At 71.9% G+C, this 18,881-nt stretch carries 10 protein-coding genes; 5 read left to right on the forward strand and 5 right to left on the reverse strand.

The window, feature by feature from the left end:
* Window positions 1-44: 44 nt before the first annotated feature.
* A complete protein-coding gene (locus tag AB0J93_RS22865) occupies window positions 45-227 on the forward strand; it encodes an antitoxin (protein WP_363924357.1) in 183 nt (60 codons plus the stop codon).
* A gap of 61 nt (window positions 228-288) precedes the next feature.
* Here the strand turns inward: AB0J93_RS22865 and AB0J93_RS22870 are convergent, their stop codons facing one another.
* Window positions 289-1,092 carry a hypothetical protein gene (locus AB0J93_RS22870; RefSeq protein ID WP_363924358.1) on the reverse strand — a complete coding sequence of 268 codons (804 nt, stop codon included), beginning with the start codon at window positions 1,090-1,092 and terminating at the stop codon, window positions 289-291.
* A 190-nt stretch (window positions 1,093-1,282) separates the two neighbouring features.
* Between AB0J93_RS22870 and AB0J93_RS22875 the strand changes: the two genes are divergently transcribed.
* Entirely contained in the window at window positions 1,283-4,363 is a 3,081-nt protein-coding gene (locus AB0J93_RS22875; protein ID WP_363924359.1) for a BTAD domain-containing putative transcriptional regulator, read from the forward strand.
* 46 nt (window positions 4,364-4,409) lie between these two features.
* Here AB0J93_RS22875 and AB0J93_RS22880 read toward each other — a convergent pair whose 3' ends face one another.
* Entirely contained in the window at window positions 4,410-4,835 is a 426-nt protein-coding gene (locus tag AB0J93_RS22880; protein WP_363924360.1) for a nucleoside deaminase, read from the reverse strand.
* 379 nt (window positions 4,836-5,214) lie between these two features.
* Between AB0J93_RS22880 and AB0J93_RS22885 the strand changes: the two genes are divergently transcribed.
* Complete coding sequence (locus AB0J93_RS22885; RefSeq protein WP_363924361.1) at window positions 5,215-5,748, forward strand: DUF402 domain-containing protein; 534 nt, start codon at window positions 5,215-5,217, stop codon at window positions 5,746-5,748.
* A 307-nt stretch (window positions 5,749-6,055) separates the two neighbouring features.
* Here the strand turns inward: AB0J93_RS22885 and AB0J93_RS22890 are convergent, their stop codons facing one another.
* The 3 genes from AB0J93_RS22890 to AB0J93_RS22900 are packed head-to-tail and all read right to left on the reverse strand — an operon-like array spanning window position 6,056 to window position 16,685.
* A complete protein-coding gene (locus tag AB0J93_RS22890; RefSeq protein WP_363924362.1) occupies window positions 6,056-7,693 on the reverse strand; it encodes an amino acid adenylation domain-containing protein in 1,638 nt (545 codons plus the stop codon).
* Entirely contained in the window at window positions 7,690-14,955 is a 7,266-nt protein-coding gene (locus AB0J93_RS22895; protein WP_363924363.1) for an amino acid adenylation domain-containing protein, read from the reverse strand. The genes AB0J93_RS22890 and AB0J93_RS22895 overlap by 4 nt, the downstream gene beginning before the upstream one ends.
* Window positions 14,952-16,685 carry a condensation domain-containing protein gene (locus AB0J93_RS22900; protein WP_363924364.1) on the reverse strand — a complete coding sequence of 578 codons (1,734 nt, stop codon included), beginning with the start codon at window positions 16,683-16,685 and terminating at the stop codon, window positions 14,952-14,954. Before AB0J93_RS22900 ends, AB0J93_RS22895 begins: the two co-directional genes overlap by 4 nt.
* Window positions 16,686-16,886: 201 nt before the next feature.
* Between AB0J93_RS22900 and AB0J93_RS22905 the strand changes: the two genes are divergently transcribed.
* Together AB0J93_RS22905 and AB0J93_RS22910 are read left to right on the forward strand one after the other, a co-directional pair.
* Window positions 16,887-17,984 carry a 3-oxoacyl-[acyl-carrier-protein] synthase III C-terminal domain-containing protein gene (locus AB0J93_RS22905; RefSeq protein WP_363924365.1) on the forward strand — a complete coding sequence of 366 codons (1,098 nt, stop codon included), beginning with the start codon at window positions 16,887-16,889 and terminating at the stop codon, window positions 17,982-17,984.
* Window positions 17,985-18,010: 26 nt separating this feature from the next.
* Complete coding sequence (locus AB0J93_RS22910) at window positions 18,011-18,862, forward strand: 3-hydroxyacyl-CoA dehydrogenase family protein (RefSeq protein WP_363924366.1); 852 nt, start codon at window positions 18,011-18,013, stop codon at window positions 18,860-18,862.
* Window positions 18,863-18,881 lie beyond the last annotated feature (19 nt).

An 18,881-nucleotide genomic window follows, 5' to 3' on the forward strand; every position in this document is an offset into this window, starting at 1 on the left:
AGGGGAACTGACAACGGTGACCCCCTAGAAGAAGGAGGATCCTCGTGGGTGACTTCATGAACAAGGCCAAGGACCTCGCGGACAAGCACGACAAGCAGGTCGACCAAGGGCTGGAGCGGGCCGGTGACATGGCCGACAAGCGCACCGGCGGCAAGTACGACAAGCACATCGACAAGGGCGTGGACCAGGCCCAGGCGCGTACCGGTGAGGGCGACCAGGTGCGCTGACGCCAACACCGGTGCCGGGCCACCCCTCGGGGTGGCCCGGCACCGGCGACGAATCCGCCCGCTACCCGGTGTATTTGCCGTTACGGGTGTCACCCGAGGTGGCGTCGTAGAGCACCTTGCGGTAGCGGTGCACCGAGCCCTTCTTCACCTTCTGCCAGTGCCAGGACGGCACCGCGTGGTCGTGGTGCTTCTTGTACGAACCCGCCTGCTTGTAGTAGATCCGGTGACGGGCGTAACCGCCGCAGTTGGCCAGATAGCTGTGGGAGTACCTGGCCATGCCGCCGAAGTCTGACGAGTAGTAGGTCCGCTGCGGATGCCACACCGAGCCCGGGTCGGGGTAACCGGGCAGCTCGGCCCAGTGGTACGAGTTCCAGTACAGGTCCCAGCAGGTCGACACCGCCGCCGTGGCCGCGCCGCCCGACGACGGCACGGCGAGGTTCTCCGCGACCACCGGCGAGGGCACGATGCGCCGGTCACTGAGTCCCGGCGGAGTCGGTGTACCCGGCAGTGGCTCCGACAACAACTCGCGCGGCACCGGCACGTCCTTCGGGGTGATGCTCAGGTACGCCGCCAACATGCTTGTCGCGTCGTCGCTGACCAGCGGCCCGTTCCGGTCGATCTGGCCATCCTCGCGCAGGCCCCAGTCCCCCGATTCCTCGTCCCGGGAGAACGTGACCCGTACCCCGTTGCGATAGGCCAGCCGGGCCAGCTCGACCTCCCGGTCCTCCGGCTCCTCGGCGTACGCCCCCGGTTTCGGATCGGCGGCAGTCGGCGCGGCCGAGGCGGTCGGAGCGTTCACCGCGACCAGGGTCGGCAGGACGACCAGCACGGCGAGCACCGCACGGCCCGACAGCAGGCTCCTCATGACAACTCCTCGTCTCCGTTGATCGGTACGCGGACCGGACGGCCCGCTGCGGCACCCATGGTCGGAGGCGGGGTTCACAGCGCCGTCAAGGTGACGTCAATCGGTGCTGTCGCAACGGCGACGCTGACGTACCCACCACGTCCCGCCAGGCGCCAAATGGAGGTGGACCAGTCTCACCGGAAGGCGTCGGATGAGCAGAGAAGGTCGGCTGCTGAACCACAGGTGCACCCTTGTCGTGGCCGCCGCCGGCTACGGCAAGACCAGCTTCGTACGCGCACGGCTGCGCGACCGGACGGTGCACTGGTTCGACGGCGCGGACGCCGGCCCGCTGGTCACCGACCACCCTCGGCGGCTCGCCGACCTCGGTGCCCGATGCGCGGAAGACCAGGCCGGTCACGATCCGGTCTGGCTCGTCCTCGACGACGTACCCCCACTGTCCCACCGCCAGCTACGGGCTCTCGTCGACACCGTGGACGCGCTGCCACACCGACTGCGGGTCACGGTGCTGACCCGCCATCCGCCGGCGATGCCCCGGCGTCCGACGGGTCTGTTGGTCGAACTCGGCCCAGCTGACCTGGCGCTCACCGCCGAACAGGTGGCGAGCCTCCTCGTCGCGGACCACGGCACGGCCGACCCGACGCTCGCGGCACGGGTGCACGCCGCCACCGCCGGCTGGCCGGTGCTGGTCGCGCTGGCGGCGAAGTCGGCCGGCATCAGCGGCGCCGACCTCGACGACCTGGCCGGACCCGGTACCGCTTTGGAGTCCTACCTGATGCGGGAGGTGCTCGCCGGCCTGCCGGCCGAGGCGGAGCGGCTGCTGCGGGACGCCGCTCACCTCGACCCCGTCCACCCCGATCTGTGTCAACATCTCGGGCACCGGCGGGCCTGCCATCTGTTGACCTGGCTCGCCCGCGCCGGCATCGTCGCTCCGACGGCCGTCGACGGGCAGCAGTACCGCCAGGTCCCGGTCGTCACCGACGTCGTCCGGCGCTGCCTGCCGCTGACCGGGGCGCGGCGGACCCGGCTTTACGCGCGTTCGGCGACGTGGTACGCCGACCGCGGACACCTCGTGCCGGCACTGCGGTCGTCCGGTCGCAGTGGTGCCGTCGAGACCACCGTCCGGCTGCTCGCCGAGCACGGCGCCACGATGCTCGCCTCGGGCGGAGCCGCGACCATCGCCGAAGCCTGCCGGTCACTGCCCGGACGGGTGCTCACGCCGCCGCTACGACTGCTGCACGGAGAGGCCCTCCAGATCCGAGGCGACTTCGACGCGGCCCTCGCCACCTACGACACCCTCGCCGCGCGACAGTCGCGGCTGGTCGCGGCGCTCGCCTGGCGGTACGGGCTCGTGCACTATCTGCGCGGCGAGCCGGGACGCGCCCTCGACATCTTCCAGCGCGGCCGACTCGATCCGCTTGCGTCCACCGACAACGTGCGCCTGCTCGCCTGGACCGCGGCGGCGTACTGGACGACCGGAGACGCCACGGCCTGCCGGGACCATGCCCGCCGGGCCCTGGCTGCGGCGGTCGCGGTCGGTGGCGACGACGCACTCGCCGCCGCGCACGCGGCGTTGGCGTTGGCGGCAAAACTGAGCGGGGACCGCTGCGCCGCCGACGAGCATCACGAGAAGGCGCTGCGGGCCGCCGAGGCGGCCCGCGACACCGTGCAGGTGACCCGGATCCGCGCCAATCGCGCGTCGGCACTGGTGGGCGAGAGCCGCTACGCGGAGGCGCTGGCCCAGCTGCGGCCGGCGGTGGAACTGGCCGAGTCCAACGGTTACGCGGCGATGCTCGCGCTGGCCCTCTGCAACGAGGGCACCGCGTACTTCCATCTGGGACAACTGGCACAGGCCGCCGCCTGCTACGAGCGGGCCGTGCCGATCCTGCAACGGATGGGGTCGCACAAGGTCGCGTACGCCCTGGTGGGAATCGGTGAGATCCACGCCCTGCGGGGCCGTGGGAGCCTGGCGCGAGCGGCCTTCGAGGAGGCGCTGCGGGCCAGCGAACCGGTGAACGATCACCAGGCCCAGGTGCCCGCCTTCGCCGGGCTCGCCCGGGTCCTGGCCACCGAGGACGCTGCCACGGCGATCACCATGGCCCAACGTGCGGTGGCCCTGGAACGCGGACCCGACTCCGCCGCCGCCCGGCTGGCACTCGGCTGGGTGGCGCTGGCCACGGGTGACCGGGATCGGGCGGTCGAGGTCGCGTCGACGGCCGCCGAGGCTGCCCGTCGGCACCGTGATCACGCCGCATTGGCCGAGGCACTGGAACTTCGCGGTGCCGCCGCCACCGACCTCGACGACACGCGCCGGGCCTGGCGGGAGGCGGCGATGATCCTGCGGGACATCCAGGCACAGGTGGCGGCGGACCGGCTGGCGGTGCTGCTCGGTCGGCTGCCCGGGACAGGTCCGCAGGAGCGTGCCGGCGGTCACCTGGCCGCCGAGCGGCTGACGGCGGTCGGCGTACCTCCGCCGGGCATCGACAGTCGGCACCACACCGTCCGGGTCCGCATCCGCACCCTCGGCAGGTTCGAGCTGCGGGTGAACGGGGGGCCGGTGCTGGCCACGGCATGGCAGTCCCGCAAGGCGCAGGACCTGCTGCGGATCCTCGCCGCCCGACGCGGCCGGCCGGTGCCGCGCGAGCAACTCGGCGAGTTGCTCTGGCCCGACCAGGATCCGGGCCGGGTCAGCCACCGACTGTCCGTGGCCCTGTCCACCCTCCGCTCGGTGCTCGATCCCGACCGTCGCGCACCGACGGACCACTTCGTCGTCGCGGCGCACGCCAGCCTGGCCCTAGATCTCGGTCACGTGGACCTCGACATCGAGCAGTTCGTGGCCGATGCCGCCTACGGCCTCCGACTCGCCGAACAGGGGGCCGTCGAGGACGCCCGCACCGTGCTGCTGCTCGCCGAGCAGCTCTACCGGGGCGACTTCCTGGAGGACACCGCGTACGAGGACTGGGCGACGTCGACCCGGGACCAGGCGCGTCGCGTCTACCTCCGGGTGGTGCGCACGCTGGCGTCGCTGGCGCGGCAGCTGGGTCAGCTCGACGAGACCGTGCGGCTGCTCAGCCGCGCCCTGGAGGTGGAACCCCACGACGAGCGGGTGCACGCCGAGTTCATCGGTACGTTGGTGGCAGCAGGTCGACACGGTGAAGCCGACCAGGCGTACCGGCGCTACGGCGATGCGATGTCCGCCATCGGGGTACGCCCGCGCACCCGGGACCAGTTGGGAGCGGGTGAGGCCGCGACCGCGTCCTCCTGCTCTGCTTGACCCGGCAGCCGGCCCGCCGCCAGGTGTCTGCATACTCACCGTCCGATCAGTAGTGCTCCTCGATCGGTCGACGGGCCTCGGCGAACAGCGCCGGTCCGTCGTACCGGACCGGGGCCGGAGCCGGGGTGGACGGTTTGACGCTCTCGAACTGCTCGGCGGAGAGCGCGAACACCACCCGGCCCAGGCCGGAGCGTTCGATGGCGGTGGCGCACATCGGACAGGGTTGGCAGCTGGTGTACATCGTGGTGCCGGCCGCCACGTCCGGGTCGAGTTCCCGGGCTGCCCAGCGGGCCAGCTTCAGCTCGGGGTGGGCGGTGATGTCGGCCTCGGAGACCACCGTGTTGTGGTCAAAGATCAGCACCTCACCGTCGGGTCCGACCAGTAGCGAGCCGAACGGACGTTCGCCGGCCGCGCCGGCTCGGTCGGCGATGTCGATCGCCTGCCGGAGAAACGCCTCGTCGTCGGAATTCATCTGTCCTCCGTGGGTTGCAGTTCCGCGCAGGCCGCGGGGCCACTGCGCACGCGACGTCTCCGCGAATGCTACGGAGTCGCGTCTCCCCACGGGATCTTCGCGATCGCCGGCGCCGACTGCGAAGCCCAGCAGGTCACCGAGCCGGCTTGGCTGGTGGTAGGCGACATCGTCCACCAGCACCCGTTCGAAGCTCGCCCAGTCCAAGCCCACCGCCACCCGCTATCCTGCCCGACCCGACCGCAGCTCTCCCCCGACGGCCGCCTCCGCCCGGTTGCGCCGTTCCTGGAACTGTTACCCACCGCACCCACGTCAACCGGTTAGGGCCTGTCCTGCCGATCATGGTTGATCGTCGAGTCGTCGACCTGCGAAGCTGTTGCGTGTGACTGATGGTTCCGAGCGTGAACCGACGCCTGTGACCGTGGTGCGCGACGGGAAGCTGCGCGCGGCGGGGCTGCGTCTTGGCGACGCCATCGTCTACGACTGGGGATTTCACCTCGACAATCGACCGTATGAGCAGCGCAGCTTCGTGCTGCTCGATGATGGGTTCCAGATCAATCAGCCGGTCATATTTCCAGCCGAGCAGCAGGGCTGGTGGTACTGCGACCTGGTGCGAGTCGCTGATCATGGGAGCGTAGTCACGGTTGACGACTTGTGGATCGACGTGATCGTGGGACCTGGCGACCATCCCTACCGGGTCTTGGATCTCGACGAGTACGCCGCGGCCATGCAAGACGGCGCCATCAGCGTGGGTGAGGCGACCGAGGGACTCATACGGACTCAGCGTTTCCTTGATCGACGTCTCAACCGACGGCACGACCCGCAACGCTCCTGGCCGGACTTCCCACCCGCCAATATCACCGACCTGCTGCACGCCGTATTTCCTCAAGACTGGTCCCTCATCGGCGCCGGATGAACGTCAGTCCCGCTCAGCTGCACAACACCGCATCAGCCAACTCGAACAACGCCTCAGCCCTGGCGGTCAGACAACGATGCAACTCCGTACGAAACGTCGCGAGGTCCCCCACCGCGCCTGCGCGCCCGACGTCATGCACACTGATCATCCCGCAGCCCTTGGTCCTGATCTTCTTCCCTAGACAAGAAGAATGATCAACCAAGGGCTGCGGCCATGATCAGCCAGGGCCGATACAAACCGACCACAGGTTAAAGATCAAGCTAGGCCCTGTCCTGTCGCTCACCCGGCCCGGGCCGCGCCGACGGGCTCACCCCGGGGCACCGAGCGTGTGGGTGCTGCCGGTCCGCGCCGGCCAGGGCAGTGCGGCGCGGTCGAGCTTGCCGTTGGCGGTGGCGGGAAAGCCGTCCACGAACACGACCGCCGCCGGAACCATGTAGTCCGGCAGCGCCGCCGCCGCGTGCCGACGCAGCTCCCGTACGGTCGGCCGGCAGCCGGCTGCCGGCTGGATGTAGGCCACCAGCACCCGGTCGCCGTCCCGGTCCGGCCGGGCCAGCGCCACCACGTCCCGCACCTCAGCATGCCCGCGGAGGCGGTGCTCGACCTCCCCGAGCTCGACCCGCGCGCCGCGGATCTTCACCTGCCCGTCGACCCGGCCGAGGATGGTCAGCACACCGTCGGGGCCGAAGCTCGCCCGGTCGCCGGTGCGGTACAGCCGACCCTCTGGGTTGGGTCCGAGTGTGTCCGGGATGAACCGCTGCCGGGTCAGTTCCGGCTGGCCGTGGTAGCCGATCGCGAGGACATCGCCGCCGATGAGCAGGTCGCCCGGGACGCCGACCGGGCACGGCCGCAGGTTCTCGTCGACCACCCAATACTGGGCGTTGTCGATGGGCCGACCGTACGGGACGCTCCGCCAGGCCGGGTCGACCGCCCCGACCTCGTACCAGTTCGCCCACACGGTTGTCTCGGTCGTGCCGCCGAGGTTGACGATCGTCGCCCGGGTGAAGACCGACCGCACGTCGTCCGGCAGGGTCAGCGGTGGGAAATCGCCGGCGAGGTAGACCAGGCGAAGGTCGCCCGTCCCGGCGTCGGCGCGGTGTCCGTCGAGCAACGGCGCGAGGTGGGCCAGCGTCGTCGGTGCGGAGTTCCAGAACGTCACCGGCTCGCGTAGCAGGACGTCGAGCAGCAGTTCCGGGTCGCGTCGCTGCGCATCGTCGGCGATGTACACGCCGGCCCCGTACCCAGGCAGGCCGAGCAGGTCGAAGACGGACAGGTCGAAGCTGAACGAGGCGACCGACAGGCCGAGGTCGTGCGGGCCGAAACCGTGGGTGCGCTGGCACCAGGCGAAGAGGTTGTGCAGCGACCGGTGCGCCACCTCGACGCCGTTGGGTCGGCCGGTGGTGCCGGAGGTGAAGACCACATAGGCGGTGGAGTCGGCGTCGGTGCCGGGTTCGGGGCCGCACAGTTCACGGCGGTCCGGGACAGGGTGGTCGGCGGCCACCGCAGCTACCCCGGCCGGTACCGACCAGCTGTCCCCGCCGGCCGCGACGACCAGTACCCGCGCGCCGGCCTCGGCCAGGAGGGTGTGTGCCCGCTCGGCCGGGAGGGCCGGCTCCACCGGCAGGTAGTAGCCGCCCGCCTTCAGCACGCCGTACACGGCGACCGCCAGCTGCGGGCCGCGCGGCACCCGGATCCCGACCGGTGTCTGCGGTCCGACCCCGCGGTCGCGCAGTGCCCACGCCAGCCGGTTGGCACGCCGGTCCAGCTCGGCGAAGGTCAACGTGCCGCCGGCCCAGCGCACCGCCACCGCGTCCGGTCGGAGCCGGGCCTGTGCCTCGAACCGCCGGTGCACGGGGCCGTCCGCGGTGAACCCGCGGCTGGTGGCGTTCCACGCCCGCTGCTGCGCGGTAGGCCCGAGTGCGGCCGTGCCGGTCGTCGTCGTGATCATCGGGAGCCACCCAGCACCGCGCCGATCACGTCGGTCAGGTGCTTGAGCAGGGGCGGTTTCATGATCCCGATGTGGTCTCCGGGTACCCGGTGCAGTTCGATGCCACCGTCGATCAGCTCCTCCCACCGGGCGTAGTAGTCGCTGAAGGCCTGGCCGGAGGTCACCACGTGTCGGCTGTCGGCGAGCGCGTCGCTGACGATGAGGTGCAGCTTGCCGGCGTAGACCGGGTTCGGGTACTCGATCAGGGCCTGAAGCGATTCCCGCCAGACGCGGACCATCCGCGGCCAGGCGGTGCCGACGCCGCGCTCGGGCAGCGCCATACCCTCGCTGTCGTCGATGTCGTTGGCGACCCGTCCGTACAGATCCATGATCTCGGCGCGGCGTTCGGGTGTGTCCATCTGCGGCCCACCCCGGTCGATCTCCAGGACCAGCTGCTCCAGCCGGCGCACGAAGCCCATCTGCTCGTAGAACTTCGGCCTGGTCTTTGCGTCCAGCACCGGGTCGAGAAGCATGAAGATCACCTCCTCGCCGGCGTCGAGCAGCATGGTGGCGAGCGCCGCCGCAATGGTGCTGCCGCCGCACCAGCTGAAGAGCCGGTACGGCCCGTGCGGCTGGACGGCCCGCAGCTCGTCGAAGTGCCGGCGGGCCATCTCGTCGGCGGTGGGGATCCTCGCGTTGTCACCGTGCGGTTTCGGCCACTCGAACGCGGCCAGCGGCAGTTCGGGGTCCAGATAGGGCAGGAAGCGCTGGAACCAGTGGGCGCTGCCGCCGCCCGGGTGGATGCAGAACAGCGGCGCGCCGGTGCCGCGACGCAGCCACAGCATCGCGCAGTTGCGGCTACCGGCCTCGGCCGGCTGCTCCGGGACGCCGACCACCCTGTCAACGATCGCGGCAGCCAGCCGCGCGACGGTCTGGTGCTCCAGGAAGGCGCGGAACGTCAGCTCCACGCCGTGCGATTCCCGCAGCAGCGAGATGATTCGCATCATCGCCATCGAGTGGCCGCCGAGGTCGAAGAAGTCGTCGTCGACGCCGACCCGGTCCAGCCGCAGCGCCTGCTCCCAGGCACCGGCGATCGCCCGCTCCAGCGGCGTCCGCGGCGCCACCCGCTCCAGTTGCGCGGCGACCGGCTCCGGCTCGGCCGCTACCAGCGCAGCGCGATCGACCTTGCCGGAGGCGTTGACCGGGAACTGGGCGACGATGTGGCAGCGGGTCGGCACCAGGTGTGCCGGCAGCCGGCGGCGGACGTGATCGCGCAGTTCGGCAGCCGAGGGGGCAGCGCCGCCGGTGCCGCCGGTGAGCCGGACGAACGCCACCAGCGTCGCGTCCTCGGTGCCCGCCGCGGCGACCGCGACCGCCGCGGCGGCGACGGCCGGATGCACCTGCAACGCGTGCTCCACCTCGCCGAGTTCGATCCGGAAACCGCGGACGCTGACCTGCTGGTCGCCGCGGCCGTGGAAGTACAGGGAGCCGTCGTCCGCGCGGGACACCACGTCGCCGGTGCGGTACATCCGGCTGCCGGGCGCTCCGTTCGGGTCCGGGACGAACCGGTCCGCGGTCAGGCCGGGTCGGCCGAGGTAACCGCGGGCCAGCCCCGCGCCGGCGACGTACAACTCGCCGCGCACCCCGGCGGGCAGTGGTCGCAGCTCGGCGTCCAGGACGTCGCAACGCACGTTCGCCAGCGGGGTGCCGATCGGCGGTACCCGGTCCGGCGTGCCGGCGAGGACCGGCGCATAAGTGGCATATACGCATGTTTCGGTGGGGCCGTAGACGTTGACGAACGCGGCGTGCCGCGCCCACCGGTCGGCCTGCGCCGCGGGGCACGCCTCGCCCCCGACGAGGGTGATCCGCAGCTTCGGGAAGTCCGCCGGGTCCAACCGACTCAGCATCGACGGCGGCAGGAGGATGTGGGTGAGGCTGGCTGCCTCGCCGCGCAGGTCGCCCGGGTCGCGGCCGACCCCGGGCAGGACCAGCTCGGCGCCGGCGGTGAGCGCGGCGAGCAACTCGGACACCGATGCGTCGAAGCTCGCCGAGAAGAACTGCAGCATCCGGTCGCCCGGCCGGACGTCGAAGATCTCCTGCTGGGCGTACCGGAGGTTGCGGGCGGCCCGATGCGGCACGGCGACGCCCTTGGGGCGCCCGGTCGAGCCGGACGTGTAGGTGACGTACGCCAGGTCGTCCGGTGACACGGTCTCCTGCGGCGCGGTGACCGGCAGGTCCAGCAGGGCGGACTCGTGAGTCACGTCGACGGTCGGCACCTGCGCGGAACCGGCCCCGGTGAGGCCGGCCGGTGGCGGGCCGGCGGTGAGAACCACTGCGGCCGCCGCGTTGTCGAGCATGAACCGCAGCCGCTCGACCGGGTACTGCGGGTCCAGCGGTAGGAACGCGCCGCCCGCCTTGAGGACGGCCAGGATGCTGACGGCGAGGTCGGGTGTGCGCGGCAGGCAGACGCCGACGACGGTGTTCGGGCCGACGCCGAGCGCGCGCAGTCGGTGCGCCAGCCGGTTGGCGCGCAGGTCCAGCTCGGCGTAGTAGACCGTGACGGCGCCCTGCCGCAGCGCGACCGCGGTGGGTGTGGACCGGGCCTGCCGCGCGATCAGCCGGTGCACCGGTTCGTCGGAGGGCCAGGTTCGGTCGGAGCGGTTCGGCGCGACGAGGACCCGGTCGCGGTCGACCGGTGCCAGCGTCACGGTGCGCGGCCCCGTGGCCGGTGCCGCGTCCGGAAGGGCAGCCGGGTCGCGATCCGGGCCGGCGGCCATCGCGGCGAGCACCTGGCGGTAGGTGCGGGCGACCAGTTCCAGGTACGGCCGTCGGATCCGGCTCGGTCGGCCCACCAGGCACAGGCGGCCGGGGAACGACACCGCGGAGAACGGCAGCTCACTCGGGCTGAAGTCGGACTCGAAACCGATGCCGGAGCTCCAGTCAATCATGTGGAAGTCCAGGTACGTGAAGCTGACGTCGACGAGTGCCGAGAGGTGCCGACCGTCGCGTCGCATCGCCGCCATCGGGTAGCGCCGGTGTGGCCACAGCCGGGCCTCCTGCGCGAAGACCGCCCGTACCAGGTCCGGCCAGCTCGCGACGGTCAGATCGGCGGGGAACGGCACCGTGTTCAGGTACATGCCGATCACCTCGTCACCGCGCGGCGCCTCCGGCCGGCCGTTGACGACCAGCCCGGCGGAGAAGCGCTGCCGCCCGGTGACCACGCCCCAGGCCGTGAGGTGGGCGGCGTGCAGCACGCTCTTCAGCGACACACCCGCGTCGGCCGCCAGCCGGCGCAGCGCCGGTTCCAGGTCGGCGTACCCGACGTCGATCGAGTCCGGCGCGTCGTCGGTCCGGTCCGCGCCGGCCTCCGGATCGCCCCACCCGGCCGGGATCTCCAGCTTGTCGGCGGCCGTGATGGTGGCGGTCCAGAAGTCCCGATCGGCGGCCGATGCCAGCGACTCCTGCTCGGCGGCGATGAAGTCGGCGAACCGGACGGCGGGGGGCGGCGCCGGCTGCGGGGTGCCGCCCCGGCGCAGCGTCCGGTAGGTCTGGATCAGCTCACCGACCACCGACGTCTGGCTCCACCCGTCCAGGATGGCGTGGCACTCGACGTGGGTGAGCCACCACTCGCGTTCTCCGGTGCGGTGCGCCGTGTAGCGCAGCAGCGGCGGCATGGCCAGGTCGAACGGCACGTCGCGCTGGGCGATCAGGAACTCGTCCAGGACCTGGCGCTGCGCGGCCGGGGGCAGGTCGCGCAGGTCGTCCAGCTCCACGGGAATCTCGGCGGTGCCGTGCACCAGCTGCAGCGCCCGGGTGTAGCCGGTGAGGGCGAACGAGGTGCGCAGGATCTCGTGCCGCTGCACCAGCAACGCCGCGGCCGCGCGCAGGTCGGCCAGGTCGAACGGCAGCTCGTCGTCGATGCGGTAGCAGCTGACGTTGACGTAGACCGGTCGCTGAGCGGCCAGCATCTCGTACACCATCCCGGCCTGGATCTCGCCCATCGGGTACGCGTCCACCAGGCCCGGCGGCAGCAGCGCACGGTCGGCGTCGGACAGCAGCGCGAACGACGCCACGGCCGACGGGCCGGCGGTCGGCTCGGCCGGTTCCCGCGTACCGACCAGTTCGGCCAGCTCGGCCACCGTTGCGTGACTGAACAGGTCGTGCACCGACACCGGCAGGCCGACTGCCCGCAGCGCACCGACGGCCCGGATCGCCCGCATCGAGTCACCGCCGAGGGTGAAGAACGAGTCGTGCCGGCCGATCGTGTCGACGCCCAGCGCGTCGGTGAACGCGTCCGCGAGCAGCCGCTCGAGCTGGGTGAGCGGCTCCGCTTCGGCGGGCCCGACGTGCGCAGGCGGTGCCGGCAGCGCCCGCACGTCGACCTTGCCGGCGGCGGTCAACGGCAGTGCGTCGAGGACGATCCAGCGCGTGGGCACCAGGTTCAGCGGCAGCCGGGCCCGGGCGTACGCCGCGACCCCGTTCGGATCGACCGGGCCTTCGAGGTAGGCGACGAGCCGGTCGTCGTGCACGGTGACCACGGCGGCCGCGACGTCCGGGTACGCAGTGAGTACCGCCTCGACCTCGCCCGGTTCGATGCGGTTGCCGTGCAGCTTCACCTGCCGGTCCAGCCGGCCCAGGTATTCGATCGTGCCGTCGGCGCGGTGCCGGACCAGGTCGCCGGTGCGGTAGAGCCGCCCCCCGATGCCGAACGGGTCGGGAACGAACCGGTCGGCCGTGTCCGCCGGGCGCAGATAGCCACGGGCGAGCTGGACGCCGGCCAGCACCAGCTCGCCGGGCACGCCGACCGGCTGCAGGCGCAGGTCCGCATCGACGACGTAGGCGCGGGTGTTGGCCACCGGCCGGCCGATCGTGACCGGCTCCCCGGGCCGGCACCGGGCCGCGGTCACGTCGATCGTGGCTTCGGTGGGACCGTAGAGGTTGTACAACGGGCAGCCGATCTGCGTCTGCACGGCCGCCGCCACCTCGGCGGGCAGCGGCTCGCCGCTGGCGAAGAGCCGCCGCACCGACGGCAGCCGGCCGGGCAGCTCGTCGAGGAAGGCCCGCAGCATCGACGGCACGAAGTGCAGCGTGGTCACGCCGTGCTCAGCGATCACCGCGGCCAGGTACGCCGGGTCGCGGTGCCCGCCCGGGCGGGCGACCACAAGCGTCGCGCCGGTCACCAACGGCCAGAGCAGCTCCCAGACCGAGACGTCGAAGCCGTACGGCGTCTTGTGCAGCACCCGGTCCGTGCCGTCGAGGGGGTACTCGCGCTGCATCCAGCTCAGCCGGTTCACCAGCGCCCGCTGGGTGATCACCACACCCTTGGGTCGGCCGGTCGAGCCGGAGGTGTGCAACACATACGCCGGATGGTCCGGGTGGAGGTCGGCGCCGAGCGGACCGTCCGGGCCGTCCGGGGCGCCGTCGACGGCGTCCGGCCGGACCAGCGTCCGCGCGGCTTGACCGACGGTCGTCCGGTCGGTCACCACGATCCGGACCGCGGCCTCGGTGAGCTGGTCTTCCAGCCGCAGGGCCGGGCTCTCGGTGTCCAGCGGCAGGTAGGCCCCGCCGGCCGTGAGCACGGCCAGCAGCGCGGTCACCAACTCCGGGCCGCGTTCCAGACACACCCCGACCACCGACTCGGGACCGACGCCGAGCGCGCGCAGCCGGTGCGCCAGCGCGGTGACACGGGTGTCCAGCTCGGCGTAGGACAGGCTGCGGTCCCCGGCCCGTACCGCCACCGCGTCCGGGGTGGCGGCCACCTGGGCCCGGAACAGCTCCGGCACCGTGCCGGCCGGCACGTCGGACGCGGTGTCGTTCCAGCTGTCGAGCAGCAGCTCGCGCTCGGCCGGCGGCAGGATGGTGATGGCGGACAGCGGGGTGTCGGGTGCCGCGGCGACACCCGCCAGCAGCTGCCCGATCTGCGCGGCGAACCGCTCGATCGTGCCGCGGTCGAACAGCCTGGTCGCGTAGACCAGGGCGCCGGCGAACGCGCCGTCCGGGCCGGGGGCCGCCCACATGGTCAGGTCGACCTTGGCGTCGGCGAACGGAATCGGTACCTGCTCGACGTCCAGGCCGCGTGCCTGGAAGCCGCCCGGCCCGGCCTCCTGCCAGACGAGCATCGTCGAGAACAGCGGGGTGCGCGCGGGGTCGCGGACCGGTGCCAGGTCATCGACGAGTTGATCGAACGGCAGCTCCTGGTGGGCCATCGCGCCCAACGCGGCACCACGGACCCGGTCGATCAGGTCGCCGAACGTCGGGTCGCCGGCCAGGTCGGCCCGCACCACGACGGTGTCGAGGAAGAGTCCGATCAGGTCATGCGTGTCGTCGTGCCCACGGCCGGCGACCGGCGTTCCGATCGTGACGTCGGTCCGGCCGCTCCACCGCCCGAGGACGACCGCGTACGCCGCCAGCAGGACCATGAACGGTGTGGCGCGGTGGGACCGGGCGAGCCGGCCCAGCGCCGCCGCCACGCTGGTGGGCACGGTGAACGGCACGATGTCGCCGGCGGCGTCGCGTACCGCCGGCCGCGGCCGGTCGGTCGGCAGGTCCACCGGTGTGGCATCGGCGAGCTGCCGACGCCAGTACGGGAGCTGGGTGCCGCGCAGCTCGGCGATCCGCTGCCCCTGCCAGGCCGCGACGTCGGCGTACTGCACCGGCAGCGGGGCGAGGGGGGCCGGTCGATTGTCGAGGGCGGCGGTGTAGCGGCGGCACAGTTCGTCCACCAGCAGGCTTTCCGACCAGAGGTCCATCGCGATGTGGTGGGTGGTGAGCAGCAGCAGGTTCTGGTCCGGTTCGCGCCGGACGAGCAGCGCGCGGAAGACCGGCCCGGCAGCCAGGTCAACCGGCTCGCGGTCGACCGACATGAGCTGGTTGAGCAGCGTGCACTGGGTCTCGCTGTCGAGGTGGGTGAGGTCCCGGACCGGCAACGACACCGGGGCGGGCGGCTCGATCAGCTGCACCGGCTCGCCGTCAGGACCGGCCGGGTAGCGGGTGCGCAGCACCTCGTGCCGCGCCACCAGCCCGTCCAGCGCGGCCTGTAACGCGGCGACGTCGAGCCGGCTGCCGGGATGGTCGACCAGGTGCAGCGCGATCTGGACCACGTACTCGACACCACCGGGACGCAGCTGGTCGAGAATCCACAGCCGGCGCTGCGCGGGTGACAGCGGCGGCGCGACGGCCCGTGACACCTGAGGGATACCCGGCTCGGTGAGCGTCTCCAGGCCATGCAGCCGGCGCTCCAGCAGCTGTTCGTGCAGGCTGGGCGACTCCAACATCTCGGTCATCGGGTTCCTTTCGGGGCGGCCCGGAGCAGTACGCCCTGCACCTGGCTGGTGGACATTCGGCCGACGTCGGCGCGGACAGCGGCGGTGACCGCGGCCGCGAGTTCGGCCACCGTGGCGGCCTCGAACAGAACCTGCACGGGGAGATCGACGGCGAACGTGCGCCGCAGCGCGGCGCGCACCCGGATCACCAGCAGCGAGTTGCCGCCGAGGTCGAAGAAGTCGTCGTCGGCGGCGATGTCGTCGACGTCGAGCAGAGCCGACCAGATTCCGGCGACGGCCTGCTCGACCGGGCCGGACGGCGACACCGGGGCGGCTGCCGGCTGTGTCGTCGGGGTGGTCGACGTGGTCGACGTGGTCGGCGTGGTCGGCGCGCCGGGCGCCGGGGCCGGCTGGATCGCGCGGACCTGCGGTGCGCCGGCCAGCCGCTCGAGCAGCGTCACGTAGTCCTCGGCGAGCCGCTGCATCGTCGTCCGGTCGAACAGCCCGACGGCGTACTCCAGCATGCACTGCAGGTCGCCGGCTGCGGAGCGGAAGACCGTGAACACCAGGTCGAACTTGGCGGCGGTGGCAGTCGTCGGCAGTGGCTCCACCGCGGCGCCGCCGAGCGTGCCGGGTGTACCGGAGGTGTGCAGGACCTGGAACATGATGTCGAACAGCGGGTTGCGGGCGGGGTCCCGGCCGGGCCGGACCGCGGCCACGACGTCCTCGAACGCGACGTCGTTGTGCATCAGTGCGCTCAGCACCGTCTCGCGCACCCGGTGCAGCACCTCGACAAACGACGGCCCGCCGGACAGGTCGGTCCGCAGCACCAGGGTGTTGATGAAGAAGCCGATCAGGTCCTCGGTCTCCGGCTCGTCCCGCCCGGCGTCGGCTAGCCCGACCGCGATGTCGGTGCGGCCGGTCCGGTGCGCCAGCAGCACCTGGAACGCCGCCAGCAGCGTCATGAACGCGGTCGTGCCGTGCCGCTCGCCGGTGGCGTCGACCAGCCGGGCGACGTGCCGCGGCACGTCGACGGTGAACACGTCGCCGCGGCGGTCGCGGCCGGCATCGCGCGGCCGGTCGGTGGGCAGCATGACCGGGTCGAGTCCGGCGAGCTGGTCCCGCCAGTACTCGATGCCGGACGTGCCGGCAGCCTCCCGCCGACGCCGCTGCCAGGCCGCGACGTCGGCGTACTGCACCGGTGGTGGCGCCGGCCGGGGCCGGCCGGCCGCGAGCGCGCGGTACGCCTGATCCAGCTCGCGCATCAGGATGTCGCACGACCAACCGTCGGCCGCGATGTGGTGCAGGGTGAGCCCGACCAGATGCTCGGTGGGCGCGAGCCGTACCACGACGACCCGCAGCGGGTGTTCCCGGCGCAGGTCGAACGGCCGGGCCGCCGCCGCGTCGAGCAGCGCCGCCGCCCGGGTCGCGGCATGCGGATCCCCCACCGGGCCGCCGGTCAGGTCCACGACCGTGACATCGGCCGGCCCGGGTGGATCGACGACCTGCACCGGATCGCCGGCGTCGTCCTCGTACCGGGTGCGCAGCACCTCGTGCCGGCGGACGACCTCGGTCACGGCGCGCCCGAACACTGCGGGATCCCATGCTCCACGCAGGCGCATGTGTGACCGGATGAGATACCCGGTACCGCCGCTGTGCAGCCGGTCGAGGAACCACAGCCGTTCCTGCCCGGGCGACAGCCGCAGCACGCCGGTGCGCGGCACCGGCTGGATCGACGGCGGGACGTTCATCGCGGTACCAACTCGGGCCGACATCAGTGGCCCCCCTTCACCGGCGATCGGCATCGGCATTGGTTCCGAGAGTGGTGCCCACGGGCGGGCCGGGACCAGAGCCGCACCAGCAGTCCCGCCTCTGCCCGTCCTTCTCTGCCAGCGGCCGGGCGGGGACGGCAGAGTCGGCAGGGTCAGCGGAAACCGGGGAGAGGCGGCGACATGTCCGGGACGTTCGCCCTACGCACGGTGGCGTCGTTCCTGCCGGAACGGTCGGTCGCGGTGGCCGAGCTACCGGAACTGGCGTATCTGGGGCCGGCCGAGCGGCAGCTCTGCGCCGACCTCGGGATCGAGCGGATCCGCACCGATCCGGAGCTGGACGCGTTCCACCTCGCCGCTGGCGCCGCCGGCAGGGCACTTGTCGCCGCCGGCCTCGGCGCAGACCAGATCGGGGCCCTGGTCGCGGTCGAGTCCCGTGCGCCGGCCACGCTGATGAGCTCCGCCGAGACCCGGCTGCAGGCACACCTCGGCGCCGACCGGGCGCTGACCTTCTCCGTCGGCGGGCTGGGCTGCGTGTCAATGACGCCGGCGCTGCTGGTGGCGCGCGGCCTGCTGGCCGCCGATCCGGAGCTGAGCGACGTCCTCGTCGTGCACGGCAGTACGCCGGCCACGCCGCGGCGCTACCGGCACCCGGTCACGGTCAGCGGCGACGGGGGCATGGCCGCGGTCGTGTCGAGGGACGGGCCGCTACGCGTTCTCGACGTGCTGCAGGAGACCAACGGCCACTACTGGGACCTGTTCCGGGTGGACTACCGGGACCGCCCGTCGGCCCGCTGGTCCGAGCAGTGCCGCGATCTCCAGGAGTACTCCTTCACGCTGACGCTGGAGAGCCGTGACCGACTGGGCGCGCTGTACCGACGCCTGCTGGACCGCAACGGGCTCGCGCCGGCGGACGTCGCCCGGCATGTGTGCCACAACCTGTCCCTGGGCGGGTTCCGGTTCCTCGAGGAGACGCTCGGCGTGACGATCGCGGCGGCCTGCCACGACAACCTGCGCGACCTGGGCCATCTCGGCGCGAACGACGTCCTGCTCAACCTGGCGACCGAGATCGGGGCCGGGCGGCTGCGCGACGGTGAGCGGGCCGTGCTGATCAGCGCCAGCCCCGTGGCCGCCTGGAGCATGGTGCTGGTCGAGGTCGACGGCGATCCCGGTGCCGTCACGGTCGGTGACCGGCTCGGACCGGAGCCGGGCCCAGCCGGGCCCAGCCGACGCCCGACGGCGTTCCTGGACACCGCACCAGCCCCCGTGGCGGACGTGTGAGCCAACCTGAGGAGAGGAACCCGACCATGAGCGTTGTCGGCGTTGCCGGAGCCGGCGTGATGGGGATCGGCGTAACCCAGAACCTGGCCCAGACCGGGCATCGGGTGGTGCTCGTGGACACCGAACAGCAGGTTCTCGACGCGGCTCTCCAGAAGATCGAGGCACAGATGCGGATGAGCCGGATGCTCGGCGGTCCCGCCGTGGACTCGGCTGCGGCGATGGCGTTGATCAGCACCGGCGTGAATCCGAAAGCGCTCGCCGAGGTGGATTTCGTCATCGAGAACATCCCCGAGAAGTGGGACCTCAAACGAGCCCTGTACCTGGAGATGGACCGGATCTGCAAACCGGCGACGGTGTTCGTCGTCAACACGTCCGCGATTCCGATCACCGAGTTCGCAGCGGTGACCGGCCGACCGGAGCAGTTGGTCGGCGTGCATTTCATGAACCCGGTGCCCATGAAGACCGCCGTGGAGCTCATCGCGGCTGAGCACACCTCGGCCGAGACGGTTCGGCGTACCCGTGAACTGCTGAATGCGATGGGCAAGAAGGCCATCGACGTCAAGGACGTCTGCGGCTTCATCTCCAACCGCATCCTGATGTTGACCGTCAACGAAGCGGCCTTCCTGGTTGATCAGGGCGTCGCCACCGCCGAAGCGGTCGACGAGGTCTTTCGGAGCTGTTTCGGCCACCCGATGGGCCCGTTGGAGACTGCCGACCTCATCGGCGTCGACACCATCCTCCACAGCATCGAGGTGCTCTACCAGCACTACCGCGACAGCAAGTACCGGCCCTGCCCGCTGCTGCGCACCATGGCCAACTCCGGCCGGCACGGGCGCAAGTCCGGACGTGGCTTCTACGAGTACGGCCCGACCGCCTGAGTACCCGGCTACCCGTACA

It is taken from the genome of Micromonospora sp. NPDC049374, from assembly GCF_040677165.1.
Taxonomy (GTDB): Bacteria; Actinomycetota; Actinomycetes; order Mycobacteriales; family Micromonosporaceae; genus Micromonospora.